The 26,972-nt window shown below is 42.8% G+C and carries 28 protein-coding genes and 1 tRNA gene; 5 read left to right on the plus strand and 24 right to left on the minus strand.

Translation table 11 applies throughout. The features are described from left to right. Positions 1 to 3: 3 nt before the first annotated feature. From opp1B to MHI23_RS15975, 3 genes are all read right to left on the minus strand, one after another. The gene (gene opp1B, locus MHI23_RS15965) at positions 4 to 933 is read right to left on the minus strand and encodes a nickel/cobalt ABC transporter permease (RefSeq protein ID WP_342492090.1); all 930 of its coding nucleotides are present in this window, start codon (positions 931 to 933) and stop codon (positions 4 to 6) included. Between the two features lie 15 nt (positions 934 to 948). Further along, complete coding sequence (gene nikA / locus MHI23_RS15970; RefSeq protein WP_025094011.1) at positions 949 to 2,589, minus strand: nickel ABC transporter substrate-binding protein; 1,641 nt, start codon at positions 2,587 to 2,589, stop codon at positions 949 to 951. Positions 2,590 to 2,709: 120 nt separating this feature from the next. After that, positions 2,710 to 3,879: a macrolide family glycosyltransferase gene (locus tag MHI23_RS15975; RefSeq protein ID WP_342492091.1), complete on the minus strand. Its 1,170-nt coding sequence runs from the start codon at positions 3,877 to 3,879 to the stop codon at positions 2,710 to 2,712. 212 nt (positions 3,880 to 4,091) lie between these two features. Between MHI23_RS15975 and MHI23_RS15980 the strand changes: the two genes are divergently transcribed. Then, on the plus strand, positions 4,092 to 4,274 hold the full coding sequence (locus tag MHI23_RS15980) for a hypothetical protein (RefSeq protein ID WP_012011344.1): 183 nt from the start codon (positions 4,092 to 4,094) through the stop codon (positions 4,272 to 4,274). A 221-nt stretch (positions 4,275 to 4,495) separates the two neighbouring features. Here MHI23_RS15980 and MHI23_RS15985 read toward each other — a convergent pair. Next, positions 4,496 to 4,571 (minus strand) — tRNA-Arg (locus MHI23_RS15985). Positions 4,572 to 4,824: 253 nt separating this feature from the next. On the opposite strand from MHI23_RS15985, the gene clpP reads away from it, so the two are divergent. Next, positions 4,825 to 5,421, plus strand: a complete 597-nt coding sequence (gene clpP / locus MHI23_RS15990; protein WP_024427684.1) for an ATP-dependent Clp endopeptidase proteolytic subunit ClpP — start codon at positions 4,825 to 4,827, stop codon at positions 5,419 to 5,421. 57 nt (positions 5,422 to 5,478) lie between these two features. Here the strand turns inward: clpP and MHI23_RS15995 are convergent, their stop codons facing one another. Next, positions 5,479 to 6,057: a TIGR00730 family Rossman fold protein gene (locus MHI23_RS15995; protein ID WP_041107909.1), complete on the minus strand. Its 579-nt coding sequence runs from the start codon at positions 6,055 to 6,057 to the stop codon at positions 5,479 to 5,481. Positions 6,058 to 6,194: 137 nt separating this feature from the next. Here MHI23_RS15995 and MHI23_RS16000 point away from each other — a divergent pair, with 137 nt between their 5' ends. Next, the gene (locus tag MHI23_RS16000) at positions 6,195 to 6,536 is read left to right on the plus strand and encodes a MazG-like family protein (RefSeq protein ID WP_098677524.1); all 342 of its coding nucleotides are present in this window, start codon (positions 6,195 to 6,197) and stop codon (positions 6,534 to 6,536) included. Between the two features lie 27 nt (positions 6,537 to 6,563). Here the strand turns inward: MHI23_RS16000 and MHI23_RS16005 are convergent, their stop codons facing one another. Further along, on the minus strand, positions 6,564 to 8,186 hold the full coding sequence (locus MHI23_RS16005; RefSeq protein ID WP_208946347.1) for a SulP family inorganic anion transporter: 1,623 nt from the start codon (positions 8,184 to 8,186) through the stop codon (positions 6,564 to 6,566). Positions 8,187 to 8,223: 37 nt separating this feature from the next. Then, positions 8,224 to 8,805, minus strand: coding sequence for a carbonic anhydrase (locus MHI23_RS16010; RefSeq protein ID WP_342492092.1), 582 nt, complete (start codon positions 8,803 to 8,805; stop codon positions 8,224 to 8,226). Between the two features lie 552 nt (positions 8,806 to 9,357). Between MHI23_RS16010 and MHI23_RS16015 the strand changes: the two genes are divergently transcribed. Both MHI23_RS16015 and MHI23_RS16020 read left to right on the plus strand, forming a co-directional pair. Beyond that, a complete protein-coding gene (locus MHI23_RS16015; RefSeq protein WP_075621725.1) occupies positions 9,358 to 10,335 on the plus strand; it encodes a D-glycerate dehydrogenase in 978 nt (325 codons plus the stop codon). Between the two features lie 375 nt (positions 10,336 to 10,710). Continuing rightward, a complete protein-coding gene (locus tag MHI23_RS16020; RefSeq protein ID WP_262089686.1) occupies positions 10,711 to 11,199 on the plus strand; it encodes a ribonuclease in 489 nt (162 codons plus the stop codon). A 53-nt stretch (positions 11,200 to 11,252) separates the two neighbouring features. Here MHI23_RS16020 and MHI23_RS16025 read toward each other — a convergent pair whose 3' ends face one another. From MHI23_RS16025 to MHI23_RS16105, 17 genes are all read right to left on the minus strand, one after another. Continuing rightward, positions 11,253 to 11,996 carry an arylamine N-acetyltransferase gene (locus MHI23_RS16025; RefSeq protein WP_076840107.1) on the minus strand — a complete coding sequence of 248 codons (744 nt, stop codon included), beginning with the start codon at positions 11,994 to 11,996 and terminating at the stop codon, positions 11,253 to 11,255. A gap of 38 nt (positions 11,997 to 12,034) precedes the next feature. Continuing rightward, entirely contained in the window at positions 12,035 to 12,292 is a 258-nt protein-coding gene (locus tag MHI23_RS16030; protein WP_024423549.1) for an HPr family phosphocarrier protein, read from the minus strand. 26 nt (positions 12,293 to 12,318) lie between these two features. Further along, entirely contained in the window at positions 12,319 to 13,269 is a 951-nt protein-coding gene (whiA, locus tag MHI23_RS16035) for a DNA-binding protein WhiA (RefSeq protein WP_024423550.1), read from the minus strand. 17 nt (positions 13,270 to 13,286) lie between these two features. Beyond that, positions 13,287 to 14,246: a YvcK family protein gene (locus tag MHI23_RS16040; protein WP_024427676.1), complete on the minus strand. Its 960-nt coding sequence runs from the start codon at positions 14,244 to 14,246 to the stop codon at positions 13,287 to 13,289. Further along, the gene (rapZ, locus tag MHI23_RS16045; protein ID WP_024423552.1) at positions 14,247 to 15,134 is read right to left on the minus strand and encodes an RNase adapter RapZ; all 888 of its coding nucleotides are present in this window, start codon (positions 15,132 to 15,134) and stop codon (positions 14,247 to 14,249) included. 39 nt (positions 15,135 to 15,173) lie between these two features. Beyond that, positions 15,174 to 15,638, minus strand: a complete 465-nt coding sequence (locus MHI23_RS16050) for an 8-oxo-dGTP diphosphatase (protein ID WP_151862865.1) — start codon at positions 15,636 to 15,638, stop codon at positions 15,174 to 15,176. Between the two features lie 357 nt (positions 15,639 to 15,995). Further along, the gene (gene trxB / locus MHI23_RS16055) at positions 15,996 to 16,946 is read right to left on the minus strand and encodes a thioredoxin-disulfide reductase (protein WP_024427675.1); all 951 of its coding nucleotides are present in this window, start codon (positions 16,944 to 16,946) and stop codon (positions 15,996 to 15,998) included. A 234-nt stretch (positions 16,947 to 17,180) separates the two neighbouring features. Beyond that, positions 17,181 to 18,569 (minus strand): NlpC/P60 family protein, encoded by a 1,389-nt coding sequence (locus MHI23_RS16060; protein ID WP_342492093.1) that lies wholly within the window; start codon positions 18,567 to 18,569, stop codon positions 17,181 to 17,183. Between the two features lie 364 nt (positions 18,570 to 18,933). Next, the gene (locus MHI23_RS16065) at positions 18,934 to 20,391 is read right to left on the minus strand and encodes a tetratricopeptide repeat protein (protein WP_024423555.1); all 1,458 of its coding nucleotides are present in this window, start codon (positions 20,389 to 20,391) and stop codon (positions 18,934 to 18,936) included. A 131-nt stretch (positions 20,392 to 20,522) separates the two neighbouring features. Next, on the minus strand, positions 20,523 to 21,152 hold the full coding sequence (gene hisIE, locus MHI23_RS16070) for a bifunctional phosphoribosyl-AMP cyclohydrolase/phosphoribosyl-ATP diphosphatase HisIE (RefSeq protein WP_024423556.1): 630 nt from the start codon (positions 21,150 to 21,152) through the stop codon (positions 20,523 to 20,525). Next, positions 21,149 to 21,907 (minus strand): imidazole glycerol phosphate synthase subunit HisF, encoded by a 759-nt coding sequence (gene hisF, locus MHI23_RS16075; RefSeq protein ID WP_342492094.1) that lies wholly within the window; start codon positions 21,905 to 21,907, stop codon positions 21,149 to 21,151. Before hisF ends, hisIE begins: the two co-directional genes overlap by 4 nt. Further along, on the minus strand, positions 21,904 to 22,641 hold the full coding sequence (gene hisA / locus MHI23_RS16080) for a 1-(5-phosphoribosyl)-5-[(5-phosphoribosylamino)methylideneamino]imidazole-4-carboxamide isomerase (protein ID WP_034623806.1): 738 nt from the start codon (positions 22,639 to 22,641) through the stop codon (positions 21,904 to 21,906). Before hisA ends, hisF begins: the two co-directional genes overlap by 4 nt. Next, positions 22,638 to 23,276, minus strand: coding sequence for an imidazole glycerol phosphate synthase subunit HisH (hisH, locus tag MHI23_RS16085; protein ID WP_111926786.1), 639 nt, complete (start codon positions 23,274 to 23,276; stop codon positions 22,638 to 22,640). The genes hisA and hisH overlap by 4 nt, the downstream gene beginning before the upstream one ends. Further along, positions 23,276 to 23,860 carry an imidazoleglycerol-phosphate dehydratase HisB gene (gene hisB, locus MHI23_RS16090; RefSeq protein WP_034623804.1) on the minus strand — a complete coding sequence of 195 codons (585 nt, stop codon included), beginning with the start codon at positions 23,858 to 23,860 and terminating at the stop codon, positions 23,276 to 23,278. Before hisB ends, hisH begins: the two co-directional genes overlap by 1 nt. Next, the gene (hisD, locus tag MHI23_RS16095) at positions 23,860 to 25,146 is read right to left on the minus strand and encodes a histidinol dehydrogenase (RefSeq protein ID WP_135031263.1); all 1,287 of its coding nucleotides are present in this window, start codon (positions 25,144 to 25,146) and stop codon (positions 23,860 to 23,862) included. Before hisD ends, hisB begins: the two co-directional genes overlap by 1 nt. After that, on the minus strand, positions 25,143 to 25,787 hold the full coding sequence (hisG, locus tag MHI23_RS16100; protein ID WP_268422774.1) for an ATP phosphoribosyltransferase: 645 nt from the start codon (positions 25,785 to 25,787) through the stop codon (positions 25,143 to 25,145). The genes hisD and hisG overlap by 4 nt, the downstream gene beginning before the upstream one ends. Continuing rightward, positions 25,780 to 26,955, minus strand: coding sequence for an ATP phosphoribosyltransferase regulatory subunit (locus tag MHI23_RS16105; RefSeq protein WP_044334248.1), 1,176 nt, complete (start codon positions 26,953 to 26,955; stop codon positions 25,780 to 25,782). The genes hisG and MHI23_RS16105 overlap by 8 nt, the downstream gene beginning before the upstream one ends. Between the last annotated feature and the right edge of the window lie 17 nt (positions 26,956 to 26,972).

Consider the following 26,972-nt stretch of genomic DNA (forward strand, 5'->3'; position numbering starts at 1 on the left):
TTGTCATACCTCCTTTCTCAATTGCGGATTCATGGTCATTTGCATCATATCAGCGATGAGATTACACATAACAAACAGGAACCCCATCACAAACAAATAGGCTTGAATAATGGGGAAGTCCGCATGGAAAATAGCCGTTACACACAACCGGCCAACCCCAGGCCAAGCAAAAAGGTTCTCAATAATAACAGTTCCCGCAATGAGCTTTGGAATAGACATGCCAAGTGCTGTTACCGCTAATTGCAGGGCATGCCTCAAGATTTTCAGTTGAACGGTTCGTTCCTTTAAACCACGTGCTCTTGCATAAAAAACAAAGGGCTCGTGCTGAAATTTTAGAATTTGATTACGTATTAGTCTCACATAGGTCGATAAGTAGCCAAATGATAATGTGACAGCTGGAGGAAGAATCGATTTGAATCCTTCCATTCCACTCGTATTGACCCAATTGAATTTGACAGAAAAAAGCCAAATCAACAAAATCCCCAGCCAAAAACTAGGCATTGAAGCGGCGATAAACACAAAGGCTCTCAATAAACGGTCCACCCAAGTGTGAGCAGCATATGCACAGATCACCCCGAACAATAAACTGAGCACTATGATAAAAAAGAGCGCTGCTCCTGCAAGCTGCAATGTCGCAGGCAGCGCCTCCATGATAAGGTTAAAAACGGGCTCCTGAGTGACATAGCTTCTGCCAAAATCACCTGTTAATCCATTTTTAAGCCATGTGGCATAGCGGATGAAAAATGGCTGGTCTAAGCCTAACTCCTGCCGCATCGATTCAATCATTTCTTCTGTTGGAGTGACTTGATTCACCCGCAAAGCGACCTCTGCTGGATCACTTGCCCGCATCGTCAGCAGTACAAAAGCAAAGAAGGTGATGAAGATCATAAGCGGAAAAAGCATCAGTATTCGTTTTAAGAGATAGCGAGTCATGTCTCTACCTCCGTTTTATGACGCAAAATACATACGGTCAAATGGGATTTCATACTGAGACACATGAAAACCTACGCCTTTCAGGCGCTTATTATAAACTGCCTTTGTCACAGAATAAGAGATTGGGAGGTAGACATTTTCATCATGGATATACGTCAATATTTCTTGATACATTTGTTTCCGCTTTTGCTCATCTGGTTCTACTAATACTTCCGTAATCGTCTCGTCCAGCCACTTTTTCTTTTTCAGTCCTAATTGAGCTTGATAATCAGCATGGGATGCTACACGGAATGAAGAGACATAAGTTTGTGGATCATAAGGAAGCCCCCAAGATAGCGAGTACATCAGATCGAACTTTCCTGTTTTTTGGCGATCTAAGAATGCCTGTTTTTCTTCTCCTCTAATATCCAGCTTGATCCCCACCTGCTTGAAATCTTGTTGAATCGATTCACTAATCGTTCTTTCCCCTGCATTATCGGAATTATAGTAAATAGCCACACTCAGCAGTTTGCCATTTTGATAGCGATACCCGTCTTCTTTCATCCTCCAGCCTGCCTCATCCAATATTGCCTCTGCTTTCTTCTTTTGATAAGTTTTCTTTTTCAGTGGAATATCTGCGTAAGGGACAGAAGGAGCAAGCAATGTGTGTGCCACCTTTTCCGTTCCATTTAAAATGCCTTCAGTGATCATGTCCTTTTGAATGGCGTATTGAAAAGCTTCTCTTATTTTCGGATCTTTTGTGATTGGCTGGTTTGAATTAATCACAATCGATCTTGAACCAACAGGAGGGCTCACGGTGACACCATATTGCCCTGCTTCTTTTAAAGCCTGGAATGAGTCTCCATCAATCATGTCACCATCTGCTCCAAATAAAAGATCAATCTCTCCTTTTTGAAGCGCAAGTAAGATGGTTTGGTGATCCGGCATGACTTTCCATTTCACAGTTGAAATTTTCGGCTTTTGCCCCCAATAGTGGTCATTCATTTCAAAAACGGCATATTGATTTTTCTTATGTTCCTTTAGCACATAAGGACCTGTACCTGCATAGCTTTTAACTCCTTTTGCAGTCGTTCCATCAATGAAGCTTTTTGGAGAAATAAAACGGAAGGGGCGTGTTAAGCCCAGCTCTTCTAACGTAGGATAATAAGGCTCTTTCAACGTGAGAACAAATGTATCGTCATCTACCGCCTTTGTGGATTTGATTTCAGATACGAGATTAAGCCAAGCGTTCTTTTCAATATTTTTGACAACAGCATCAATATTCAATTTCACTGCCTTTGCATTAAAAGGCTCACCATCTGAAAAAGTCACACCTTTTCGAAGATGAAAGGTATAGGTCCTTCCATCATTTGATATGTCCCAGCTTTTCGCTAAGGCAGGCTGAACGCCCTTCTCTGTATTGACGACAAGCGATTCAAACACCATATTTTGAGCAGCCATCTCTCCACCGTATAGATGAGGATTGATGTCCCTGATATCTTTTGTACTTGCATACACGAGCTCATCTTCTTCTCTATCATTGCTGGAGGATGCTTTGTTTTCAGAGCATGAGGCCAATAAAAAACAAGCCATCACTGAAAACAGCATCAAGGTGTATGACACGTAGGGATGCCTTTTCTCATATTTCTTCTTTATGTAAACAGGTTGATCACTCATATGTACTTCCCCCAATTCAACATTATCGTAATCATTACGATTATTAATCGAAATGATTACGAATTGAATATTAGCATACAGAAATGGGAAATACAACGTCTTTTCATAAAAAAAACAGACTCATGATTGAGTCTGTTTCGCTTGTATAAATTGGTCAATCACCTTTAATGCTTTTTCTGTTCCACCTGCTGCTTGGAAGCTTTCTTCAATTTTCTCAATCCCCGCACGGTACGTGTCACTGCCTAAAACCTTCTCAACAGTTTCTCTTAGCTGCTTTGGTGTCAGCTGATCTTTATCAAGTGTACAGGCAGCAGATAATTCGGTCAGTCTTTGTGCCACCATCGGCTGATCTTTATCGACTGGAATGACGACCATCGGAACGTGGTAATGAATCCCTTCATTGACACTATTCATCCCGCCGTGCGTTACAAATACATCTGTCAGTTCGAGCACTTCAAGCTGCGGCACATAAGGCTCAATCAGAAAATGAGCAGGCGCCTCTTTTAAGAGAGAACGATTTACTTTTTCACCTGTTGCGATAATCACTTTTCCGTCAAAGTCTTCGAAAGCATCTATACACATATTAAAAAATGCTTCTGTATCCCCAAGAACGGTGCCCATGGAAATAAAAACGACTTTTTCTTGCTCAAGTGCTTCCAGCGGGAAATCATGCTGGTCGGCTCTTTTTAGAAAGCTCGGTCCAATGAAAACAAACGAATCGTTTAATGAATCAACAGAAGGCTGGAAATATTCACTTGTATAGACGATATTCAGTTCTCCACGGTTTTTCATAAATTGCATCAAACGCGTTGGCTGAACGCCAAAACGCTCTTGTATTTTTTCTAACAGATGATCGGCTTTCTCATCCTTTCTGTATAGCGGTGTATCAAAATGCGCCTCTTGCAGCACAAAAGATGGGTTGGAACCAATGCTCGGAATGTGCAAGTAATCTCGAACAAGCTCCCCTGCCCCAAACATATCAAAGTAAACCAAATCAAATGAATGCTTCTCGGAAAGTGTTTCCACCACCTCTAAAATATCATATGATGTTTGCAGCATGGCATGAAAGAACGGCTGCATGGAATCTAAATCTCCTTCTTCCACATGTAATGTCCGAATATAGTCTGGATGTATATGTACGTGAGCGCCTAAGCGTTTGATTCGTTCCTCATAATGTACAGTTGTGACCGCATGCACTTCATCGCCTCGATCCGCCCATGATTTAATCATTCCTAACATAGGATTCACATGTCCTTCAGCTGGAAACGTAATCAATAAAATCTTCGCCACAAGAAATTCCTCCTCATTGTCAATTCCCTTCCATGTTAATCATATACAGCAAGCTGGCTCAACAAATACGCCTGAAAAGGGAAGAAATGAGTCTTACGTCCAGTATTTCATGGAGGGACATGAACATAACACCTTCTCACGAGCAAACATCCAATATTTTTGTATAATTAGTCATAATATTATTTTCAGCTTCATATTGGAGGGGATATTTTGTGAAAGTCTTGGAGAAATACAGTTATTTAATTATCATTCTTTGTCTAGCGGCAATGATCGTGACAAACTTCACTGTGAATGACAATACAATAAAAAATACTGTATCCGTGATTGGATTTATCATTGTTCTTCTTACAATTATACCTGCGGCTATTTACAGGAAAGGCCAGAAAGGCAGATAACCCTTTATTCTAAAGCAGTAACCCCCACTCTTATGTTAAGAGTGGGGGTTATTTTATTATATTCTGATAGATGTTGCTGTGTTGCAACCAGATCATTTTTTCACTTGCTTACCCTAGCTTTATTAGAAGAGAACGATCAATCCGATTGAGCACACAAAAACCCCTCTCCATATGAAGAGGGGTTCATGAAAGACCTTTATCATCGTAAGCAAGGTCAAGTACGCGCTCGGAGGGATTCGAACCCCCGGCAGACGTGGTACCGGAAACCACCGCTCTATCCAACTGAGCTACGAGCGCACGATATGTTTTTTGAACGTCAGCATATCAAATTATAAGGGAAATGCTGCAAGAAAGCAATGATTAATCATTCGTCATGATGATGTATTTTCTTACTTTGTATTCATACACTAATATGATGGTTTGAAGTGGAATGATTTTGGGGAAAATGGATAGGGGTATTTGAATTTAGGTCAGCGTTTTGTTTGACCTTTATTGACCAAAAATGTATCATTGAATTACATACTTACCTAAAAGGTGAAGGAGGAACATTATGAATTTAATACCTACAGTCATTGAGCAAACAAATCGTGGGGAAAGAGCTTACGACATTTATTCTCGTCTTTTAAAAGACCGTATTATCATGCTTGGTTCTGCGATCGATGACAATGTTGCCAACTCCATCGTGTCACAGCTGCTTTTCTTAGAAGCTGAAGATCCAGAAAAAGATATTTCTATCTACATTAACAGCCCTGGCGGTTCAATCACAGCTGGTATGGCCATTTACGATACGATGCAATTTATTAAACCAAAGGTATCAACTATTTGTATTGGTATGGCTGCATCTATGGGTGCGTTCCTACTTGCTGCTGGTGAAAAAGGTAAGCGTTATGCTCTTCCAAACAGTGAAGTCATGATTCACCAACCACTAGGCGGTGCCCAAGGTCAAGCAACTGAAATTGAAATTGCGGCAAAACGAATCCTTTCTTTACGCGATAAACTGAACCAAGTACTTGCTGAACGTACTGGTCAGCCAATTGAAGTCATTGAGCGCGATACAGATCGTGACAACTTCAAAACAGCGGAAGAAGCACTTCAATACGGACTCATTGACAAAGTCTTGACCCGTAATACAGAAGACCAAAAATAATGATCACAACACAAACCGTCTGTTCCTGAACAGACGGTTTTTTGTTTTCATCATACTTTAAGACAGCTCCGTCCATTTCTGCTGAAGAGACGGTGTTTGATAAGAAGCCATCTGCGTAATTAATTCCTCCGGTTCACTCGAAGCATGTAACAATTGAAGGTGTGATTCATTCGAAAAACCTTCCTGTACACTGAATTTCACCATGTCTATGAGCGGATTGAAGTAGTCATTCACTTGATACAATCCAATCGGCTTTTGATGGATGCCGATTTGTGCCCAGCACAGCACCTCAAATAATTCTTCATATGTACCAAAGCCGCCTGGCATCGCAATAAACCCATCTGCCAGCTCGCTCATTTTCGCTTTTCGTTCATGCATGCCTGTTACCTCAATTAGCTCTGTCAGCTCTTGATGCACGACTTCTCCTCTAAAAAGTCCCTTAGGCATGACCCCGATCACTTGCCCGCCATGTCTCATGACCTCATCGGCAATCGCGCCCATTAACCCAATACGCGATCCTCCGTAAACAAGACGAATGCCCTGCTTCGCCATATAAGCACCCAGCTCTACAGCCTTTTGTTTGTAGACATCATTTACACCTGGATTCGAACCAGCAAACACACAAATCGTTTTCATCAAAACAGCCCCATCTCTCTCTATGATTTCTTCACCCACTCATTCTACTATAATGATTTGTAAAGAAACAGCCGTTTCTTCTATATATAGTGTAAAATCAAAAGAGTGAACACCATATAAGGAGCTGTATAGAGAGAATGCAAACAACTGAGATGGAGAAGTGGATCAAGGACTTTTATCAAACGAGAAATTGGACAGAATACGGACCGTTTATCCGGTTAGGCTTCTTAATGGAAGAAACGGGAGAACTCGCTCGCGCTGTTAGAGCAATAGAAATCGGACGAGACCGGCCTGATGAGCAGAGACAGGAATTATCTGAGCTAAAGAAAGAACTCATTGAAGAAATGGGAGATGTTTTAGCAAATCTCCTCATTTTAGCAGATCAATATGATGTCACAGTAGAAGAGGTCTTCAGCGCTCATCAACAAAAACTCAACAAACGCTTTTCTGGAGAAAAAGAGCCAGTAAAAAACACGTGACCAATCTGTCACGTGTTTTTTTACGCCTTAAAGATGCTGTGGTGAGATGTCATCCGTTCGTTCAAAGAAATGCTGCTTTCCGATATGATGGAATAGACCTGTTCGATGCAAAAGCTCCTTAGGCTGTGATTGAAGTCCAACGATCATCAGCTTTCCATTATGATGCTTTAACCGATTGGAGATATTCATGAGAACCGCTTCTGCCGATGTGTCCATATAATTGACTTTATTCATAAGCAGAATGAGCGTTTTCGGTTTTGTTTGAACATGGTCCAATATCGAATTTTCCAATGAATCTGTTGTTCCGAAAAAGAGCGGCCCTTCAATGGAATACATACTGATCCCTTTCTCCTCTGTCTGTTTTTCTAAAGCAGCTGCTGTTTCCATTTGAGGAACGGCGACATTTGTATGGATATTGGTCGTCTGGCTCATTTTTTTGATAAAGGCGATAAACGCTAAAATGAGACCAGCAGTGACGCCAATAATCAAATCACCAATCACTGTGAGCAGGAAGGTCACGACCAGTACAAGCGAATCAGCATTTTTCACTTTCAAAATATTGATAAACTCTTTTCTCTCACTCATATTCCAAGCAACAAACATTAAAATCGGTGCCATTGCAGCAAGTGGAATCATCGACGCATACGGCGCAAATACCATTAAGATCAGCAAGACGACAACGCCATGCACAACACCAGAAATCGGACTTGCCCCGCCATTTTTTATGTTCGTTGCCGTTCGTGCAATAGCTCCCGTCGCTGGAATTCCTCCGAAAAGCGGTGCCGCCATATTGGCAATTCCTTGCCCCACAAGCTCTTTATTGCTGTCATGCTTAGAGCCTTTCATATTATCAGCGACCATTGCGGACAAAATCGATTCCACGCCGCCTAAAAGCGCAATGACAATTGCTGGAGGCAGGAGGTATATCATTTTTTCAATCGTCAATTCAGGAAAAGCGAAGGTTGGCAGCTGACGAGGGATTTCACCATATGCAGAGCCAATCGTTTCAACTTGTCCTTGAAAAAAGAGAACGGCGAGAAACGTAGAAGCCAATAAACCTAATAGAGCACCAGGTATTTTGGGAATGTATTTTTGTGCCGCCAAAATCACGATGAGCCCGATGACGGCTGTGATAATGGCGAGACTGTTTGTGGTACCAAGATGGACCACGATTTCTCTCATATTGAGGAAAAAGCTTTCATGTTTTTCAACACCCTTTAATCCGAGGAAGTTGGCAATCTGTCCTGAAAAAATAATGACAGCAATGCCAGCAGTAAAACCGATGATAACCGGACGAGGAATAAATTTCATGAGCCTTCCTAGTTTGAATATTCCGAATAATACAAGCATACAGCCTGCCATAAAACCGGCAATGAGCAAGTTTTCAATACCGTACTGGCTGACGATCCCGAATAAAATTGGAACAAACGCCCCGGTCGGCCCGCCGATCTGATACTTTGAACCACCAAACAATGAAATCAAAATGCCGGCAACGATGACTGTGTATAATCCATATTCTGGTCCGACACCAGATGCAATGGCAAATGCCATGCCTAAAGGAATTGCCACAACGCCCACGACAAGCCCAGCGATTAAATCGCGTCTAAACTTTGATGAATTGTACCCTTCAAATCTTCCATAAAAACGCATGGTATGTGTTGGCCTCCTTCAAGTATGTGTAGATGATTTAGGTATACTGTGGGTCAATTTGTTTGTCTTTCACTACGACATCCAGCTTTCCTGTCGCTGGGTGAATCACCAGTCCATGAACTGCCACATCACTTGGCATCAGTGGATGCTCTTTCACTAATTTCACACTTTGGGCCACGCTTTCTTCAACTGAATCAAAGCCTGTCAGCCAGCCCTTTAAATCAACTCCTGAGTTTTTCACAATGCTTAAGCATTTCTCTTCGATTCCGCGTGCTTTCGCCTTTTCAAGTAAAGGGTCCGCCGCAAGACCTGCCATTCCGCATTCATGATGCCCTACAATGCATACTTCCTCTGCCTTTAGTTCATAGATGGCTAGCAGGATACTCCGCATCACACTGCCGAACGGATGTGTCACGATGGCGCCTGCATTCTTAATGATTTTTGCATCCCCGTTGCGCAGCCCCATAGATTGCGGCAATAATTCCAAAAGACGGGTATCCATGCACGTTAAAATAACCAGTTTTTTCTCAGGAAATTTCCCCGCTTTGTAAGGCTCATAATGTTTCTCATTCACAAACTCTGAATTGTGCTGAAGAATCTGTTCTAATTTTGACTCCATTTTGCCATCTCCCATCTTTTTTAAGTAACGTAAGCTCGTGCCTGTCCTCCTTTTCTTTCTTGTGTTCTCAAGAATAGAGAAGAAAAATGATAGAAAAAAAAGAAAAAAATGAGAAAACGATGAGAAGAAATATCATCATTTTCTCTATTTTACGCTGCATCCCAACGGCTTCACGGGTTTGGTTTCAATCTATTGTTCTCATCACACCAAAAGACAATAAAATGGTTTAGTAGAAAATGACCATCCCGTTTAATACATTTCAAATATAATAAATTTTCTATCAAAAAGTCTCGATCTTTTTTCCAGTTTGTCAGATAATCTCTCGTAAAATCTTGCAATTTCACATGTCTCATCTACTATCAGCTTATTTTTATATAGATAAAAAATGCATCAGATGGCATATGAATCTACTTTTTCACTAAGAAAATGTCTTTCTTTACCGTTATTTCAGTATATTAAATATTGAGCTGCTAACATTCAAACGTGTTCTGCCGAAATGGTTGCTTTATAATAAAAGGAGTAAGATGACCATGTGAAAGGAGCGAATTGACTGTGACACCACACATTTTTGTCGCCAAACCCTTGCCTGCCTCTTTTGAGGAAATGCTAAAGGAACATTGTACATACGAGGTTTGGCAATCCAAAGACCCTATTCCAAGAGACATTTTGTTTGAGAAGCTGCAGCACGCTGATGGTCTTTTAACGTCTGGAACAAAAATCGATCAAGAGCTGTTAGATCACGCACCAAAACTCAAGGTGGTGAGCAATAACTCTGTCGGCTATGACAATTTTGATATAGAAGCGATGAGGCAAAGAGGCGTGATTGGTACGCACACTCCTTATACGCTCGATCATACCGTGGCTGACCTTGCCTTTTCGCTCATTCTCTCCTCTGCGCGAAGAATCGCCGAGCTTGACCGTTTTATCCGTGAAGGAAAATGGACGAAATTCGTACAGGAAGAAGAGATCTTTGGCATCGACGTACATCACCAAACGCTCGGTATTATTGGCATGGGACGTATCGGAGAACAAGTGGCCAAACGGGCAGCACATGGTTTTGATATGAACGTTCTTTATCATAACCGAAGCCGGAATGAAAAGGCTGAATCGGCGTATGGCGCTGTCTATTGTGCACTTGATGATCTTTTAAAACAAGCTGATATCATCGTGTTGATTACACCGCTGACCGAGGAAACATATCATATGATTGGGGAACGAGAATTGAAGTTAATGAAGCAAACGGCTTTATTTGTAAACATTTCCCGCGGGAAAACAGTGGATGAAAAAAGCCTCATTCAAGCACTTCAGGAGGGATGGATCAAAGGCGCTGGTCTTGATGTGTATGAGCAGGAACCGCTTCAAGAGGATCATCCTTTCAAAGAGATGAACAATGTCACCCTAGCTCCTCACATCGGTTCCGCTACTGAAACAACAAGGGATCTCATGCTGAAACGAGCCATTCATAATGTGATTCATGGAATAGATGGGAAGGCGCCTGTTGATGTTGTGAAGGAGCTTGCTTCATCTTGAACAGCAAAGACGCAGAAACTGCGTCTTTCAGATTGTTGACAAAGGGCTAAAATGATCTTTATTTTAGCTCTTTGTCTTCTTTTCAGCGTGATAGAAAACCTTTGCAGTCTAGGAAGGACGGCTACTTTTGCGGAGCGAATTTGACATTCGTGAGCACCAGCGCGCAGGACTGACAAAGAATGCGAGGGTTTGTCTACACGCTGAAAGACGCAGAAACTGCGTCTTTTTATTTATTTCTTTAGGAGACATCAGGAGAAAAGACTCATTTTAGCAAAGATCCTGATTCTTTACATTTCCTTCATGTTCGGGTGCTATAATATGAGCTAGACAAGCATCAAGAGGACGGCATCCGATTTCCTTAATAGGAGGATGAAGATGAAAAGATTGAGTACGGTTTTTACTATGTTCGCTCTGATCGCTGCTATTCTGTTTTCTGGATTTGTCCCGCAGCAAGCTCATGCAGAAACACCTCTTACACCAACAGCCACAGCTGAAACTGCTTCTATTCAGCTCACGCCAGATGTGCGTACCCTTGCCGTCATTAATACGTTTGATGGTGTAGCAGATTATTTAATTCGCTACAAACGACTGCCTGATAACTACATTACGAAATCACAAGCAAGTGCTCTCGGATGGGTGGCATCTAAGGGAAATCTAGCCGAGGTGGCGCCAGGTAAAAGCATTGGTGGAGATATTTTCTCAAACCGGGAGGGACGTCTTCCTTCAGCAAGCGGCCGAACATGGCGTGAGGCAGACATCAACTACGTTTCAGGCTTCCGCAATGCAGACCGTCTTGTGTATTCAAGCGACTGGCTCATTTACAAAACAACAGACCATTATGCGACTTTCACCCGTATTCGATAATCAATAAAAAAGACAGCCCTATTTGATCTGGGGCTGTCTTTTCGTATGGTGGTTTACGGTATAAGCTTTTTCACGTAATCCTCAAAAGGAATCAGCAGCGGCTTTTTCGACACTTCTTCATGTTCATGTGTGGTGACATGATCCTCAGTAACGATCACACGTCCTGTTGGCGTGAGCTTTGACGCAAGCGGTCTTTTGTTAAATGGAGAGGATTCATTTTCATAAATCTCGTGTCTCATTTGGGCCAATACAGCCTCGTCCACCTCGTTCAATGTGAAAGCATAGCCTGTTTCAGCGCCATCTCCCTTATCTAATTGGAGCAGATGTGTCCCTTTTTCGGTTTCCTCAGCTTTGACGCGAAACCGCATTGACGCTCCTTCCACCCAATCTCCTGTAAAAGGCACAGGCTGAAGAGGTAAATTCACACCAAACCCCGCATCAATGAGGAAGTGTTCGTTGTGATGCTTCAACATGATGGCTACGTGCGTGCCATCAATTGCCCACGTACCCGCTTCTTTGTTATACACTGTGCCTTGAAGAAGCTGTACAGAGAGCCCTGCCTCTTTTAACACATAGTATAAGAGAGGATTGAGATCGTAACAAAGACCTCCTCTGTTTTCTTCAAGAAGATGCTGCTTCAACCCTTCTTGATTCAAAGCGTAGGATTGTTTGTTCAAAACAGATCTATTTTCGAACGGAAAGGTATAGGCCATTTTTTTTAATAATACAGGTAAGTCTTTAAAGGTGATGGACTTGCCTTCATATCCGACCTTCTGTAAAAAAGCTGATTGAATCATGACATTCCCTCCTAAAAAAACTGAGCCTTTGAAGAGACTCAGTTTTCTTGATTAATAAAATCTGTTAACGCCTCAATGGCTTCTTGTTCATCTGCACCATCTGCAATCAGTGTGACAGTAACCCCAGAGCTGATCGCAAGACTCATGAGACCCATAATGCTTTTCGCATTGACTTTTTTCCCATCTTTCTCTAGAAAAATATCAGCACCAAAGCGATTGGCTTCTTGTACGAACAAAGCAGCTGGACGTGCCTGCAAGCCTGTTTTCAGCTGGATGGTGACCGTTTTTTCCACCATATGATCTGCCTCCCTTTTTCATTCTCCTATTTGAGTGTAACAGCTTGTCCGTTTCGTAATTGTTCTGCGATTTGATCTAGCTTTCTTAAACGGTGGTTAATCCCTGACTTGCTGATCTTGCCGCTTTCCACCATTTCTCCAAGTTCCTTCAGCGTGACCTCTTGATAGTCGACTCGCAGTTTGGCAATTTCACGAAGCTTTTCCGGCAGGGCATCAAGCCCAATTTTTTCATCAATGAATTGAATGTTCTCGACCTGACGCAGTGATGCACCTATCGTTTTATTCAAGTTTGCTGTTTCACAATTGACGAGCCGGTTGACGGAGTTCCTCATATCTCGGACGATCCGCACATCTTCAAAGCGAAGCAGTGAGTTATGAGCACCCACAACGCTTAAGAATTCCGTGATTTTTTCTGCTTCCTTCATGTACGTAATGTACCCTTTTTTGCGCTCAAGTGTTTTACTATTGAGATGAAATTGATTCATCAGCTCACAAAGGGCATCATTATGTTCTTTATATAGTGAAAAAATTTCAAGGTGATAGGAGGACGTTTCTGGGTTATTCACAGAACCGCCTGCTAAAAAAGCACCTCTCATATAGGAGCGCTTGCAGCATCTTTTCTTCACAAGTTCTTCTGAAATATTGCGCTCAAATACAAATTGCTCACCTAATATTTTTAAATCCTCTAAAATGGTTTTCGCTCGTTCTACCAGTCTGACAATATACACGTTATTCTTTTTCAATCTCATTTTTTTACGGACGAGCAGTTCGACTGTCACATCGTATTTCTTTTTGAGCAGCGTATAAATCCGTCTTGCAATGGCTGCGTTCTCTGTCTGTATATCTAAAATCAATTTTCGATTAGAGAAAGATAATGAACCGTTCATACGGATGAGGGCAGAAAGCTCTGCTTTTGTGCAGCAGTCCTTCACGTCCAGATTAGTCAGCTCTTTTTTTGTTTCGGATGCAAATGACATCCTTGCCACCCCCATTCCTATTTTTTCTGTTGCAGCAGATCGACAAGCAGCGAGGCTACTTTCAGCGTGTCATGACGAATGACATGCTGGTCATATGTAATGATTTCTCCAGGAATCACTTCTAGTCCCATTGCTTTTAGTGCATCTGTGTCGAATTGGACAGGCTGTGCCTGTTCTTCTGCATATTTTGCTTTGATTTCTTCTGGAATTTCTTTATTGTTCACAAAAATCGTATCGATAAATGGACGATCCATATGATCATTTAATGCCTGCACATGATCAGCTGCACTGTAGGAAAGCGTTTCCCCCGGCTGCGTCATGACATTGCATATATACACTTTTTTCGCCTTAGAGCGAATCACTTCTTCTCCAATATGCGGGACAAGCAAGTTTGGCAAAATACTCGTATACAGGCTGCCAGGCCCAATGACGATTAAGTCCGCCTCACGAATGACTTGAATGGATTCTGGCAGCGGTTCAATCGTATCGGGTGTGAGGAACACTCGTTTAATTCGCTTACCATAGGTAGGAATTTTCGATTCTCCTGTCACCATTTGCCCATTTTCTAATTCCGCATGAAGAACAACACTTGAATTTGCTGCTGGCAATACTTTTCCTCTCACATTTAAAACCTTGCTCATTTCAGTGACGGCATGAAAAAAATCACCGGTTATATTTGTCATGGCCGCAAGAATGAGGTTGCCGAGTGAGTGGCCTGTTAAGTCATTCCCTTTGTTAAAACGGTGCTGAAATAAATCTTCTACAAGCGGTTCAACATCAGAGAGAGCCGCAAGGACATTTCGAATATCACCTGGAGGGGGAATATTCAAATCATGCCGCAGTCTGCCTGAGCTGCCTCCGTCATCAGCAACCGTTACTATAGCGGTAATGTCCACCGGCTTCGTTTTAAGCCCTCTGAGCAAAACAGATAAGCCAGTGCCGCCGCCAAGAATGACCACCTTTGGTAGTGTCGTCATCTATTTTCTGCTTCTCTTTTCAATGTCCCGGTGAGTGACATGTGTATAGTAATCGTTTTTAAAATACTCCGATAAATAGTTGGCCAGCGTCACAGATCGATGCTGTCCGCCTGTACAGCCGATGGCAATCACAAGCTGGCTTTTTCCTTCTCGTTTATAGGACGGAAGCATAAAGCTGAGGAGATCGATTAATTTCTCTGTGAATTTTTGTGTTTCAGTCCATTTCATCACATAGGAGCGCACTTCTTCATCGTTTCCAGTCTGTGGACGCATGCTCTCAATATAGTAAGGATTCGGCAGGAATCTCACGTCAAAGACAAGATCAGCATCAATCGGCAGACCGTATTTAAAGCCAAAGGACATCACGTTTACTGTAAACACCTGCCCTTGATTCGTGGCAAAGTGCGTGACAATTTTTTCTCGCAGCTGTTTTGGTTTTAAATCCGATGTATCAAAAATCATTTGAGACCGGCCTTTTAACTCCTCTAACAGCTCGCGCTCCATTGCAATTCCTTCAAGCGGCAAACCTGTTGTCGCAAGGGGATGCGAACGTCTCGTTTCTTTGTATCTTGAGACAAGTACCTTATCATTTGCATCTAAAAATAGAATCCTTGGCGTGATCCAGTCAAGATCACTCATTTCATCTAACGCGGCAATTAAACTGTCAAAAAATTCGCGTCCACGCAAATCCATCACAAGAGCGACCTTGCTCATCTTGGAATTCGATTCCTTCATGAGCTCTAAGAACTTCGGTAAAAGTGATGGCGGCAGGTTATCAACACAAAAGTAGCCTAAATCTTCAAAGCTTTGAATGGCGACGGTTTTCCCCGCACCTGACATTCCTGTAATAATCACAAGCTGAATATCTTCTTGTTTGTGTGTATTCATGCCTGCTTCCTCTCCTTCTTTATGAAAACGGTTCATGTATTATTCTCCCTGAGGATCTAACCGATAAGCAATCAGCTCAAAATCGGGTGTATACGTAAAAGTGCCGTGCAGAAGTCCTTTTCCTTTAAGCATGAAATCAAGAATATGGGAATCTCCTGGGGCCATCGGCAAATCAGGCACATCCTTTACGTCATGCCACTTTAAAATACCTTCCTCTGACTCTGTTACGTTTTTTCCGGTAAATGAATCTGCCATAAAGGTGAACATCATCCACTCTTGAACGATTTGATCGCCTTCTTTTATGATAAAGGTAAAAACACCTTTCAGCTGCGGATTTAAAATATAAATACCTGTTTCTTCTCTATATTCTCGAACGACTGAATCCTTGACCGATTCTCCGCTTTCCATTTTGCCGCCCGGTGCTACCCACCAGCCCCGTCTTGGCTTTTGCAGCAAGAGAACTTGATCTTCGTGATGCAGCACACAATTCGTTACTCGTTGCATCAGCTGTCACCTACTCTTTTATGTCTTTAACTTATTATACAGGTTCAACCTGACTCCCACAATGAACATGCCCGTTCTTCCCCGAAAACAGACCGGTTTTCGTTTGAATCGTGTAACGGGCAATTTCTCTACTCTTTATTTTACAGCATCTAATGGTTCTCCATGCGTCATTTGTGAACATCTCGTGAATTTCTGATTTTAGGCAAAAAAAAGGACACGGATTCACATCCGTGCCAAACATGTATTCCTTATAAAAGGGGGTCAATTACTAGTTTCATCATAACTGAAAATTATTTCACCCGTGTTACATTCCAGTTAAAAGCCCATGACGCTATATTAAGGATTTACGACAGCCTTTTATTTCGTTGCTTTGAGTTTTTCAGCAAGCTCTTCTACATAATGCTGTGCGCTTTGTGCTGCAATACTTCCGTCACCTGTTGCTGTCACAATTTGACGAAGTGTTTTTTCTCGAATGTCACCAGCGGCGAAAATACCTTCCACTCTTGTTTCCATTCTTTCGTTTGTCTCGATGTAGCCTTCTTTATTTGTAATGCCGAGATTTTCAAATGGTTTAGACAGTGGCAGCATGCCGATATAGATAAAGGCACCGTCTGTTTTAAAGTCTTCTTCTTCACCAGTCACCGTATCAACCAATGTCACACTGCCGACTTTCCCGTTTTCTTCATTGATCTGTTTGACGGTTTTGTTCCACTTGAAGTCAATTTTTTCATTATCAAAGGCGCGTGCTTGTAAAATGCTTTGTGCACGAAGTTTATCGCGTCTATGGATAATCGTTACTTTAGAAGCGAAGCGTGTGAGATACACCCCCTCTTCTACCGCAGAATCACCGCCGCCGATGACGACAAGCTCTTTGTTTTTAAAGAAAGCCCCGTCACATACTGCACAATATGATACGCCGCGGCCGCCAAGTTCTTTTTCACCTGGTGCACCGATTTTTTTGTATTCAGCCCCTGCCGCGATAATGACAGAGCGTCCTTTATATTCTTTTGAGCCGGCTTTGACGATTTTGTATTCTTCACCGTTCACGATTTCTTTAATATCGCCATATGCATACTCTGCACCGAATTTCTTCGCATGCTCAAACATTTTATTTGAAAGTTCCGGCCCTAAAATACTTTCAAAGCCAGGATAGTTCTCGACATCTTCCGTATTCGCCATTTGTCCGCCTGGAATTCCTCTTTCAATCATTAATGTTGAAAGATTTCCCCGTGATGTATAAACAGCGGCTGTCATTCCGGCAGGACCCGCTCCAATGATGATCGTATCGTAGATTTTTTCTTCTGACACAACTGTCACTCCCTCTTCAATTGCTGCTCGCATTTCTTATTAGAATGCCCTTGGGTGATGCTTCCATTCATGACAGAGAGCATCATTTCCACTCTTAGCTTTTATTCCTTACCCATATCCTATTAAATCTGCGGGGAATAAGCGAATCATTTGCTCATATCTTCAAAAAAAGAAAAAGCTTCCTTAAACTGCTGTTTAAGGAAGCCTGTTTACGGTTATATAAAAAGTAATGATTTATTCAACGACTCTTCTTACAACGCCATTGAAAGCTTTTTTCCAATATACGTTGTTCATTGAGTCAACTGAAACACCGCGAGAGCTGTTATCGTTCAAGAATGAACCGTTTCCTAAGTAAATACCAACGTGTCCATTTACTTTATACGTATCAAAGAACACAAGGTCTCCGCGTTTCATTTCAGATGCACTTACAGCTCTTCCTTTACCTACAAGCGTATCTGTTGTTGTACCGCCAACTGGTCCAAGGTTGATGCCTGCTGATGCAAATGCCCAGCGAACGAATGAAGAACAGTCAAAACGACGTGCGTCAATATCGGCTTGTGATCTGCCGCCGCCCCATTTATATGGAGATTGTCCAACAATCGTAGAACCTGTGCTGATCGCACCTTCAATTCCGCCTACGTTACTGCTGACAGGTGATCCACCGCCAGAAGATGGCTTCTTGCTTGGTCCACTGCTGTTGCTGTTATTGTTGTCATTAGAAGATGATCCACTGTTACTTGAAGACGGGCTGCTATCGTTATTTGAGCTGTTGTCTTCCGCTTGAACACTAGCTTGACGCTGCTGCTGTTGTCTTTGCGCTTTTTCTTCTTTTGCTTTTTGAGCTGCTTCTCTTGCTTCTTTTTCAGCTTGTTTTTGTGCAGCTACTGTTGCGTCTTTTTCAGATGCAATGCTGTTAGCCTCACTGTTTAACTCGCTGATTTCAGAAAACGCACTTCCTTTTTGCTTTTTCACTTGCTTGAATAGCTTGTCTTTTTCATCAAGCTGTTTATTCAAGTCTGATTGAAGTGTTTCAAGCTTTGCAAGTGTGTTTTGCACATTCTCAAGCTTTGTGTTTAATTCGTTTTCAGACTTTTGAAGCTCAGCTTTGTCTTTTTCCTGCTCTTTAATGATTTCACTGTCTGCATTGATCAGTGTAGATACTGCACCTGCACGGCTGATGAAATCGCTAAAGCTTTTTGCTCCTAGTAATACATCTATGTATTTCGTAGAACCGCCGCTCTCTTGAATAGCACGTACACGCTTTTTCAAGAACTCGTTTCTTTCTTCAATACGTTTTTCTGTATCAGCAATTTCTTTTTTCAGTGCTTTGATTTCTTTTTTTGTTTTTTCATTTTCTTTTTGTTTTTCTTCGATTTGATCACTTGTTTTTAAAGCTTTCTCGTCAATATCTTTAAGCTTTTGTGCAAGTGCCTCTTGTTTTGCTTCAAGCTTTGAAAGCTCTTCTTTTTTCTTTTGAAGGTTCTTGTTTACCTCAGATTGCTTGCTGTCTAGTTCTTGTTTCTTTTGTTCAAAGTTCTGTGCGTTTGCTTCATGCGTAAATGGAATAAATAAACCGCTCGCTCCGATCACCGAAGCTAAACCAAAAGTAATAAACTTTTTCACGAATAGTTCCTCCTTTGACAATTTCCCAAGCGACATTAGAAAGCAGCAAATTCTCTGCGATCAATCTGTGCTCTCTATGTCTTTCTTCCTGATTGTTCAGTCAGATGTTGACCAGATTGTTTCCATCACTAGGTGTTTCATTATGTATAGTAAAATATTTAAATATCTATCTTTGTTTTAATCCACGATTTTCATTATACATGAGACATCGACAAAATGAGCTAATATTTTTATTACATTTATGTTTCAAAAACATGTCGTGATTGTCATACTTCGCCAATTCCTTGCAAATCCCACCTTTTTATCCAAGAAAAAAGCATGACCTTTTCGGCCATGCTGGGATGTTCTGAATCTATTTACCTATTTAATCGATTAACGTACAAATCTCTCGTTCGTATTTAGACAGTGTTTGAACACTGATCTGAAAAGCCGACGCAACATCTTTTTTGCTGACAGCTGCTTCTTGTTCATTCATCCATAGATAATAAGATGCTGCTGCCCAGGCAGGCGCATTTTTCTTATCAATACCAGAAGCACGTGCCTGCTGAATAATATGGAATAACCAAAAATAAGGCATATGGCTGTCAGGCTGAACCGCTTCCTCTAAACTGGATGCCGCCTGTTTTGCAAAAACTGCATCTTCTGAAAAAGACTTTTCTTTCATTTCATCTTCATACAAAAGCAGTTCTATAAATTGCTGTTCAAAGGCCGTTTTCGCTGCGCGTGCATCAAGGACAGACTGCAGCACGTCACGTTCCCCTTTTTGTTTGCTGACATAGTACGCAGTCAGCCGTTCCTCAATCGAGACCATTGGCTCAGTCACCTCAGGTTTATCCTGCCACGGCTTGATTTCATCTGCATCGATATCCTCTTCGACCATCTTATCCCAAACCGTTTGGGCGAGCGTCTTGTGGCCTGTATGATAGGCTGCGCTTGCAAGCCAGTATAAAAATGTACTATCTCCTTGAAAACCTGTTTTGTACAAAGAATAAAGCCATTTAAAGGCCCATTCAAATTCTCCCACAAGGGCAAATGTTGCACCAAGCTTATAACGCTGTTCACTTAGTATTGGATACACGTGCGTTAATTGCTTTGCTAACACATTGACCTTTTCTTCTTCTTTTTCATAATGGTAGAAGACTAGCTGATTGCAAAGGGCATGCAGATTACCGGGATTTTCATGAAGGACCCGGTTCAACATTTCTTTCGCCTGATGGATTCGGCCAGAATAAAAATAGGCCAAAGCGAGATTATTATACGCCGACCAAAATTCTGGATACTCAACAATCATCTGTTCCAGCATCTCAATGGCTTCATCGAGTCTGCCGCTTTCTAGCAAATGGTTTGCTTGATCCTGCTTCACAATCAGGTCATCCTGATCATAAGGAAAATCTTCGTCCTCTTCGTCGCTCATATCGAGCAGGTCAAGAAGGTCGTCATTTTCATCCGCAAATTCCCCGTTCTCTTCCAGCGCGGCATAAGCAGTAGCTGATTTATATGCCTCTTGAAACAGTCCGAGATTCGCATAATTATTGGCTTTAAAATAGTGGCACTCAGACATGTTTTCATCGATGTGTTCAAGGATGAAATCAAGCAGTTCATTTGATTGCTGGTAATGACCCATTTCAGTATAAATAATGGCAAGCTGTGACAGCATTTCTACATTTTCAGGCTCAAGTACGATGGCCCGCTGTATCAGCTTACTTGCCCTAGACAGATTTCTTTCTCTATATGCTTTAAGACCTTTATGAAAAAAGTAATGCCCATCTTGAAATAGCTGGACGACTTGTGTGTGATTATTTTGAGAAGTGTATTTACTCACCGATACCCTCCATTTCGAACAGTGTACCGTGTGTAGTATAACATACTTCACCAGTCGTCACATAGAACAAAAGGAAAGGAAGGATTTGTTTTTCATTTAAAAATAAAAAGCCTGGGATATCCCCCGGCTTTTCATTCACCTTGATGACGTTTTTTTAATACCTTTAATACATCATCAAGCGGCAATTGTTGTTCACGTAATAATACAAGAAGATGATAGAGGAGGTCAGCAGTTTCCCATTTCAATTCCTCTTGATCCCGGTTTTTCGCTGCAATGATCACCTCAGACGCCTCTTCCCCTACCTTTTTCAGGATTTTATCGACCCCTTTTTCAAATAGATAGGTTGTATAAGCCCCTTCTGGCATTTCCGCCTGACGCTTTGCAATGACCTGTTCAAGTTCATTTAATATCGCAAAACGTTCCTGCTCTTCGCTCAGGCGTTTTACCCCTTCTTCCGAAAAACAGCTATAGCTGCCAGTATGGCAGGCTGGGCCGCTTGGCGCGACAAGGACAAGCAGAGCGTCCTTGTCACAGTCATATCGAATAGAAATCACTTGCTGGGTATGTCCAGAGGTGGCGCCTTTGTGCCAAAGCTCGTTTCTCGACCGGCTATAAAACCATGTTTCACCTGTCTCCAGCGTTTTTTCATAGGATTCTTGATTCATATATGCAAGCGTCAATACTTCCTTACTTTGAGCATCCTGTACAATCGCCGGAATCAGGCCCGCTTCATTAAAGGTTAATTCATTTGCCTGTTTCATCTGACCTTCACCCCGTATTCTCTCAAATATGTCTTCACCTCTTGAATGGAGGTTTCTTTATAATGGAAAATGGAGGCTGCTAATGCTGCATCAGCTTCTCCTTTTGTAAAGGCCTCGAGCATATGCTGAGCATTGCCAGCGCCGCCAGAAGCGATCACTGGCACATTGACCGCCTCTGATACAAGCTTTGTCAATCGATGGTCAAAGCCTGTCTTTTCACCATCAGCATCCATACTTGTCAGCAAAATCTCTCCTGCCCCTCTCTGCACAGCTTCCTTCGCCCAGTCGCTGACCTCTAAATCTGTTTGACGGCGTCCTCCGTGTGTATAGACCATGTATGCTTTTTTCTCTTCATCGTATTTTGCATCAATCGCAACAACGATACACTGGGAGCCAAAAAAGTCAGCACCTTCTGAAATCAGTTCCGGTCTTAACACAGCTGCTGTGTTGACAGATACTTTGTCTGCACCCGCTCTTAATATACGCTTCATGTCATCAAGGTGGTTAATCCCGCCACCCACCGTAAATGGTATCGCAAGCGTAGACGCGACTTGTTTGACCACATCCACCATCGTTTTCCGGCCTTCATGAGAAGCAGAAATATCAAGAAAGACGAGTTCATCCGCCCCTTCTTCATCATAGATCTGCGCCAATTCAACCGGATCACCAGCATCTTTTAAGCCAAGGAATCGCACCCCTTTGACAACACGCCCTTCCTTCACATCAAGACATGGAATGATTCGTTTTGTCATCATATGCGGTCAAGCCCTTCAAATGCTTCTGCTAAAGTAAACTGCTTTGTGTAAAGTGCCTTTCCAACGATCGCACCAGACACACCAGACTGTTTTTGCGCTGACAGCTTTTGAAGATCAGCTACTGCGCTGACACCACCTGAAGCAATCACTTGTTTGCCGGTTGCTTCTGCTAAGCGAACCGTGCTTTCTACATTGGGACCAGACAGCATGCCATCCATTTGAATATCGGTGAAAATAAAGACCTCTGCGCCTTCCTTTGCCAATTCCCTGCCGAGTTCCTCTGCCTTCACTTTAGACGTTTCAAGCCATCCTTCAGTCGATACAAAGCCGTTTCGCGCATCAATCCCAATTGCGATTTTCTCTCCATATTGCGCCAGCATTTTTTTCACAAAGGCTGGGTTCGAAACAGCTGAGCTGCCGAGAATCACTCTATCTACGCCGCTCTTTAAATAAAAGGCAACGTCTTCTTCTGTCCGAATACCGCCGCCGATTTGTACCTTCACATCTAAAGAAGAAGCAATCGCCAGCACATGCTCATGATTGACACGTTTCCCTGCTTTTGCACCATCTAGATCCACAAGATGAATCCATGCTGCTCCATCCTTCGCAAATTGCGCGGCCATGTCGAGCGGTGAATCTCCATAAATGGTTTCTTGATCATAATCTCCTTGCACAAGACGTACACATTTGCCATTTCTCATATCAATCGCTGGATATAATATAAACTCGCTCATTTGCTCACCCTCTGTTCGTTTGCTAATTGAATAAATTGTTTGAGTAGCGCCATTCCCGTTGTACTGCTTTTTTCAGGGTGAAACTGTGCTCCAAGCACATTTCCCTTGCCAACAACAGCTGGTACTTGAACACCATAGTCCGCGCTTGCTAATTGCTCATCTGGATTCATATCGCTCACATAATAAGAGTGAACAAAGTACGCAAATCCTTCTGGTACACCGTCAAACAATGGGGAGGGCTGATGAAATGTGAGCTCATTCCAGCCCATATGAGGTACCTTCAGCCTTTGCCCGTCCTGATCACGGTCCTTTAAAAGAACGACACGCCCTTTTAACAGCCCCAATCCTTTTGTGTGTCCTGCCTCTTCACTTTCTTCAAATAACAGCTGCATGCCAAGGCAAATGCCGAATAACAGCTTTTCTTCCTGCACAACTTGGTGAATAAACGCCTCAAGTCCAGTCTCTTTTAACAGCTGCATTGCATCACGAAACGAACCTACTCCGGGCAATATATAAGCATCTGCTTTTTTCAGCTCCTCCACATCAGAGGAGACGATATAGCGGGCACCTGCTCGTTCCAGTGCTTTTGATACGCTGAACAAATTTCCCATTCCGTAATCAATGACTCCAATCATTAGAGCATCCCCTTTGTTGACGGTATCCCTTTCACTCGCGGATCAATGGTTGTTGCTTCATCTAAGGCACGTGCCATCGCTTTAAAAATGGCTTCAATTATATGATGTGTATTGGTTCCGTAGTGAACAATGACATGAAGGTTGATCCGGGCTTCAAGTGCAAATTTCCACAGAAACTCATGTACTAGCTCTGTATCAAAGGTACCAACCTTTTGACTCGGAAAAGCCGCTCTCATTTCCAAATGAGGACGGTTGCTTAAGTCGACCACGACCTGGGCAAGTGTTTCATCCATCGGAACAAAGCTGGAGCCATACCGCTTAATCCCTTTTTTATCGCCTAACGCTTCCTTAAACATTTGCCCAAGTACAATGCCGATATCTTCTGTTGTGTGGTGATCATCAACATCCGTATCTCCTTTCGCATCGACGGTCAAATTAAAGTGTCCATGCTTCGTAAATAAATCAAGCATGTGCGTCATGAAAGGGACATCTGTTTGAATATCCGCTTTTCCTTCTCCATCAATTTCTAGCGCTAATGAAATGTTCGTTTCATTTGTTTTTCTCGCTGTTTTCGCCTGTCTCATTACGATTCCTCCCGCTTTCTCGCTTCAATCGACCTTGCATGTGCTTCAAGCCCTTCTAATCTGGCAAAAGCCGCAATGCTTTCCCGGTGTGTTTCAAAGGCTTCTTGACTATATGAAATAATGCTCGTTTTCTTTTGAAAATCAGTCACACCAAGCGGGCTGGAGAATCGAGCTGTTCCGTTTGTTGGCAGCACATGATTCGGCCCTGCAAAATAATCGCCCACCGGCTCTGGACTATAGCGTCCCAAGAAAATTGCGCCAGCATGCTTGATTTGACCAAGAAGTGATTCTGGGTATGCTGTCAGCACCTCTAAGTGCTCTGGTGCTAATTGATTGATGACGTCTACTGCACGTTCGATTGATTCTGTCACGTAAATACGGCCATGATCTTGTATAGATTTTGCTGCGATTGATTTTCTCGGCAAAGTATCCAGCTGCTTTCGAACTTCAGCCTGCACACTTTCAGCAAGTGTCTTAGACGGTGTCACCAAAATACTAGATGCCAGCGCATCATGCTCTGCCTGTGAAAGTAAATCCGCCGCTACCTCATGCGCGACTGCTGTTTCGTCTGCTAGAACTGCAATTTCACTTGGACCTGCGATCATATCAATGTCTACCTGACCAAATACTTCCCTCTTTGCCAGCGCGACATAAATGTTGCCTGGACCAGTGATTTTATCAACAGGCTTGATGCTTTCCGTTCCATAGGCAAGTGCCGCAACCGCCTGGGCCCCGCCCATTTTATACATCTCAGAAATACCAAGCTCCTTCGCCGCAGCCAGTACAGCGTCTGAGAGACGGCCATCTTTCCCAGGGGGTGTCACAAGAACGATTCGTTCAACGCCAGCGACTAGCGCAGGAATCACATTCATTAATACAGATGATGGATAAGCAGCTGTTCCGCCGGGGACATACACACCTACTGCATCAAGCGGTGTTACCTTTTGTCCAAGCATTGAGCCGTCCTTTTGGTGATAAAACCAAGAGGATGTCAGCTGGCGCTCGTGGTATGTGCGAATATGCTTGATAGCCGTTTGAATAATCTGAACCATCTCTTTGTCCAAGCGGTCACAGGCTTTTGCCATTTCATCCTCTGTGACAAGTGGATCTTCAATCAACACACCGTCAAATTGCTTTGTAAAAGACCGTACAGCTTCATCACCATTTGTTCTCACTTCTTTTATAATGCGCTGAACAGCCTGACGCTGCTCTTCTGTTCCTGTATCTAAGGACCGTTTGAGTGAGAGAGTATCTGTCTCACCTTCTTGTAGATAGGTGATGTTCATGATGATTCCTCCCCTTCTCCAATGATTCTTGCAAGACGCTGCGCCATTTCATCGATCACCGTATCCTTCATCCTATAGCTCACAGGATTGACAATAAAACGTGACGTGATATCACAAATATGTTCCGTTTCCACAAGTCCATTTTCTTTTAATGTTTGACCTGTAGAGACAATATCTACAATGCGATCGGCAAGCCCAATGAGCGGTGCTAATTCTATGGAACCATTCAGCTTAATGATCTCCACCTGCTCCCCTTGCTCTCTAAAATAGGATGATGCGACATTGGGGTACTTTGTTGCCACACGCGGTGCGACACCACCCCAGCTCGCTCCTGGCAATCCAGCAACAGCTAAATGACATTTACTGATGTTTAAATCGAGCACTTCGTACACATCACGAGCTTCTTCGAGCATGACATCCTTCCCTGCAATGCCAACATCCGCCACGCCGTGCTCTACGTAGGTGGTCACATCCATTGGCTTGGCTAAAATAAAGCGGAGGTTTTCTTCTGGTACATCAATGATTAATTTTCTTGAATCCTCGAATTCCTCTGGCAGATGGTACCCCGCCTGTCTTAACAGCCCTGCTGCTTCTTCAAATATCCGGCCCTTTGGCATCGCCATCGTCAACACTTTACCCATTCCGCTCTTCCTTTCTAGCGCCGATAAAATAAGTCACCTGTTCAAATGCCTTGGTCATCGCGTCAATATTTTCAATCCCCGCTAAGTCTTGCAGAACGATCTTTTTCCCTTTTGACCGCTCCTTTTCTGCAAAAGCAAAGGCTTCCAGTCTTTGTTCTTTACTAAAAATCACAGCCTCCTGCGGCTCAATGATTTCTTTTGCATCGAGCGCTTCAAGAAGACGGTCTAGTCGAAGTCCGAACCCTGTAGCTGGCGCAGGTGCATCAAAGTGAGCAAGCAATTGATCATATCTCCCGCCGCTTCCAATGACCGACCCAACATGATCTGCAAATACTTCAAACAAAATACCCGTATAATAGCTCATATGACTCACCATGCTTAAATCTAAACGGATATATTCTGTACAGCCGTAATCTTCAAGTGTCTCCCAAAGCGACTTTAACTGTGCGAGCACCTCTTTTCCTTCTTGTGAAACGACGATTTCCTCTGCCCGCTCTATAACCTCTTGGCCGCCTCTTAACTCTAAAAGCTGTAACAGCCTCGTTTTATCGATGGAGGAGAGCGGTAATTGTTTCACATGCTGACGGTATCCCACATAATTCTTTTCATATAAGAAGCGGCGAAGGACGTTTGCACGCTCTGTATTTCCAAGTACATCAACAAATAACGTTTCTGCTAAAGCGACATGCCCGATCGCGATTTTGAAGGACCTTAGCCCGGCATTTTTTAAGGCAAATACGGCAAGCGCGATGACTTCAGCATCTGCACTAATCGAACCATCACCAATCAATTCAATTCCGACCTGCTCAAATTCTGACGGCCTTCCGCCTTCTCTTTCCTGGGCGCGGAACACATTGGCTGCATACCCAACACGAAGCGGATACGCCTGTTCATGAAGCTTAGAAGCCGCCACCCTTGCAATCGGACCTGTCATATCAGGTCTCAGTACAAGGGTTTGCCCGTTTTGATCAAGAAGCTTAAAAAGCTGTGTATCAGTAATCGCCGATTGAACACCGACTGTATCGTAAAATTCAAGCGTTGGTGTCTCCATCAAACGGAAACCCCAACCAGTCATGACCTCTGTTAAGGAATGCCTCACTTTTTTCTTCGTCTCATACAATCCAGGTAATGAATCCCGCATACCATATGGTTTCTCAAACATAAACATGTTTCTTCCGCACCTCC

The sequence above is a fragment of the Bacillus sp. FSL M7-0003 genome, from assembly GCF_038628485.1.
Lineage (GTDB): Bacteria > Bacillota > Bacilli > Bacillales > Bacillaceae > Bacillus > Bacillus safensis.

What these genes read in the sequence shown, in the direction of transcription:
- hisA (WP_034623806.1), bottom strand. Translation starts at nt 22,641, where the DNA reads ATGAGCGAGTTTATATTATATCCAGCGATTGATATGAGAAATGGCAAA.
- opp1B (WP_342492090.1), bottom strand. Translation starts at nt 933, where the DNA reads ATGACTCGCTATCTCTTAAAACGAATACTGATGCTTTTTCCGCTTATG.
- MHI23_RS16040 (WP_024427676.1), bottom strand. Translation starts at nt 14,246, where the DNA reads ATGACGACACTACCAAAGGTGGTCATTCTTGGCGGCGGCACTGGCTTA.
- MHI23_RS16030 (WP_024423549.1), bottom strand. Translation starts at nt 12,292, where the DNA reads ATGGTGGAAAAAACGGTCACCATCCAGCTGAAAACAGGCTTGCAGGCA.
- hisH (WP_111926786.1), bottom strand. Translation starts at nt 23,276, where the DNA reads ATGATTGGAGTCATTGATTACGGAATGGGAAATTTGTTCAGCGTATCA.
- MHI23_RS16105 (WP_044334248.1), bottom strand. Translation starts at nt 26,955, where the DNA reads ATGTTTATGTTTGAGAAACCATATGGTATGCGGGATTCATTACCTGGA.
- hisF (WP_342492094.1), bottom strand. Translation starts at nt 21,907, where the DNA reads ATGATGACAAAACGAATCATTCCATGTCTTGATGTGAAGGAAGGGCGT.
- MHI23_RS16005 (WP_208946347.1), bottom strand. Translation starts at nt 8,186, where the DNA reads ATGCGTTTTTATGGAAGATTTGAAGGGTACAATTCATCAAAGTTTAGA.
- rapZ (WP_024423552.1), bottom strand. Translation starts at nt 15,134, where the DNA reads ATGAATACACACAAACAAGAAGATATTCAGCTTGTGATTATTACAGGA.
- nikA (WP_025094011.1), bottom strand. Translation starts at nt 2,589, where the DNA reads ATGAGTGATCAACCTGTTTACATAAAGAAGAAATATGAGAAAAGGCAT.
- MHI23_RS16050 (WP_151862865.1), bottom strand. Translation starts at nt 15,638, where the DNA reads ATGCAACGAGTAACGAATTGTGTGCTGCATCACGAAGATCAAGTTCTC.
- hisD (WP_135031263.1), bottom strand. Translation starts at nt 25,146, where the DNA reads ATGAACATCACCTATCTACAAGAAGGTGAGACAGATACTCTCTCACTC.
- MHI23_RS16000 (WP_098677524.1), top strand. Translation starts at nt 6,195, where the DNA reads ATGCAAACAACTGAGATGGAGAAGTGGATCAAGGACTTTTATCAAACG.
- hisIE (WP_024423556.1), bottom strand. Translation starts at nt 21,152, where the DNA reads ATGAAACAGGCAAATGAATTAACCTTTAATGAAGCGGGCCTGATTCCG.
- MHI23_RS16025 (WP_076840107.1), bottom strand. Translation starts at nt 11,996, where the DNA reads ATGATTCAATCAGCTTTTTTACAGAAGGTCGGATATGAAGGCAAGTCC.
- hisB (WP_034623804.1), bottom strand. Translation starts at nt 23,860, where the DNA reads ATGAGACAGGCGAAAACAGCGAGAAAAACAAATGAAACGAACATTTCA.
- whiA (WP_024423550.1), bottom strand. Translation starts at nt 13,269, where the DNA reads ATGTCATTTGCATCCGAAACAAAAAAAGAGCTGACTAATCTGGACGTG.
- MHI23_RS16010 (WP_342492092.1), bottom strand. Translation starts at nt 8,805, where the DNA reads ATGGAGTCAAAATTAGAACAGATTCTTCAGCACAATTCAGAGTTTGTG.
- MHI23_RS16020 (WP_262089686.1), top strand. Translation starts at nt 10,711, where the DNA reads ATGAAAAGATTGAGTACGGTTTTTACTATGTTCGCTCTGATCGCTGCT.
- MHI23_RS15995 (WP_041107909.1), bottom strand. Translation starts at nt 6,057, where the DNA reads ATGAAAACGATTTGTGTGTTTGCTGGTTCGAATCCAGGTGTAAATGAT.
- clpP (WP_024427684.1), top strand. Translation starts at nt 4,825, where the DNA reads ATGAATTTAATACCTACAGTCATTGAGCAAACAAATCGTGGGGAAAGA.
- hisG (WP_268422774.1), bottom strand. Translation starts at nt 25,787, where the DNA reads ATGGGTAAAGTGTTGACGATGGCGATGCCAAAGGGCCGGATATTTGAA.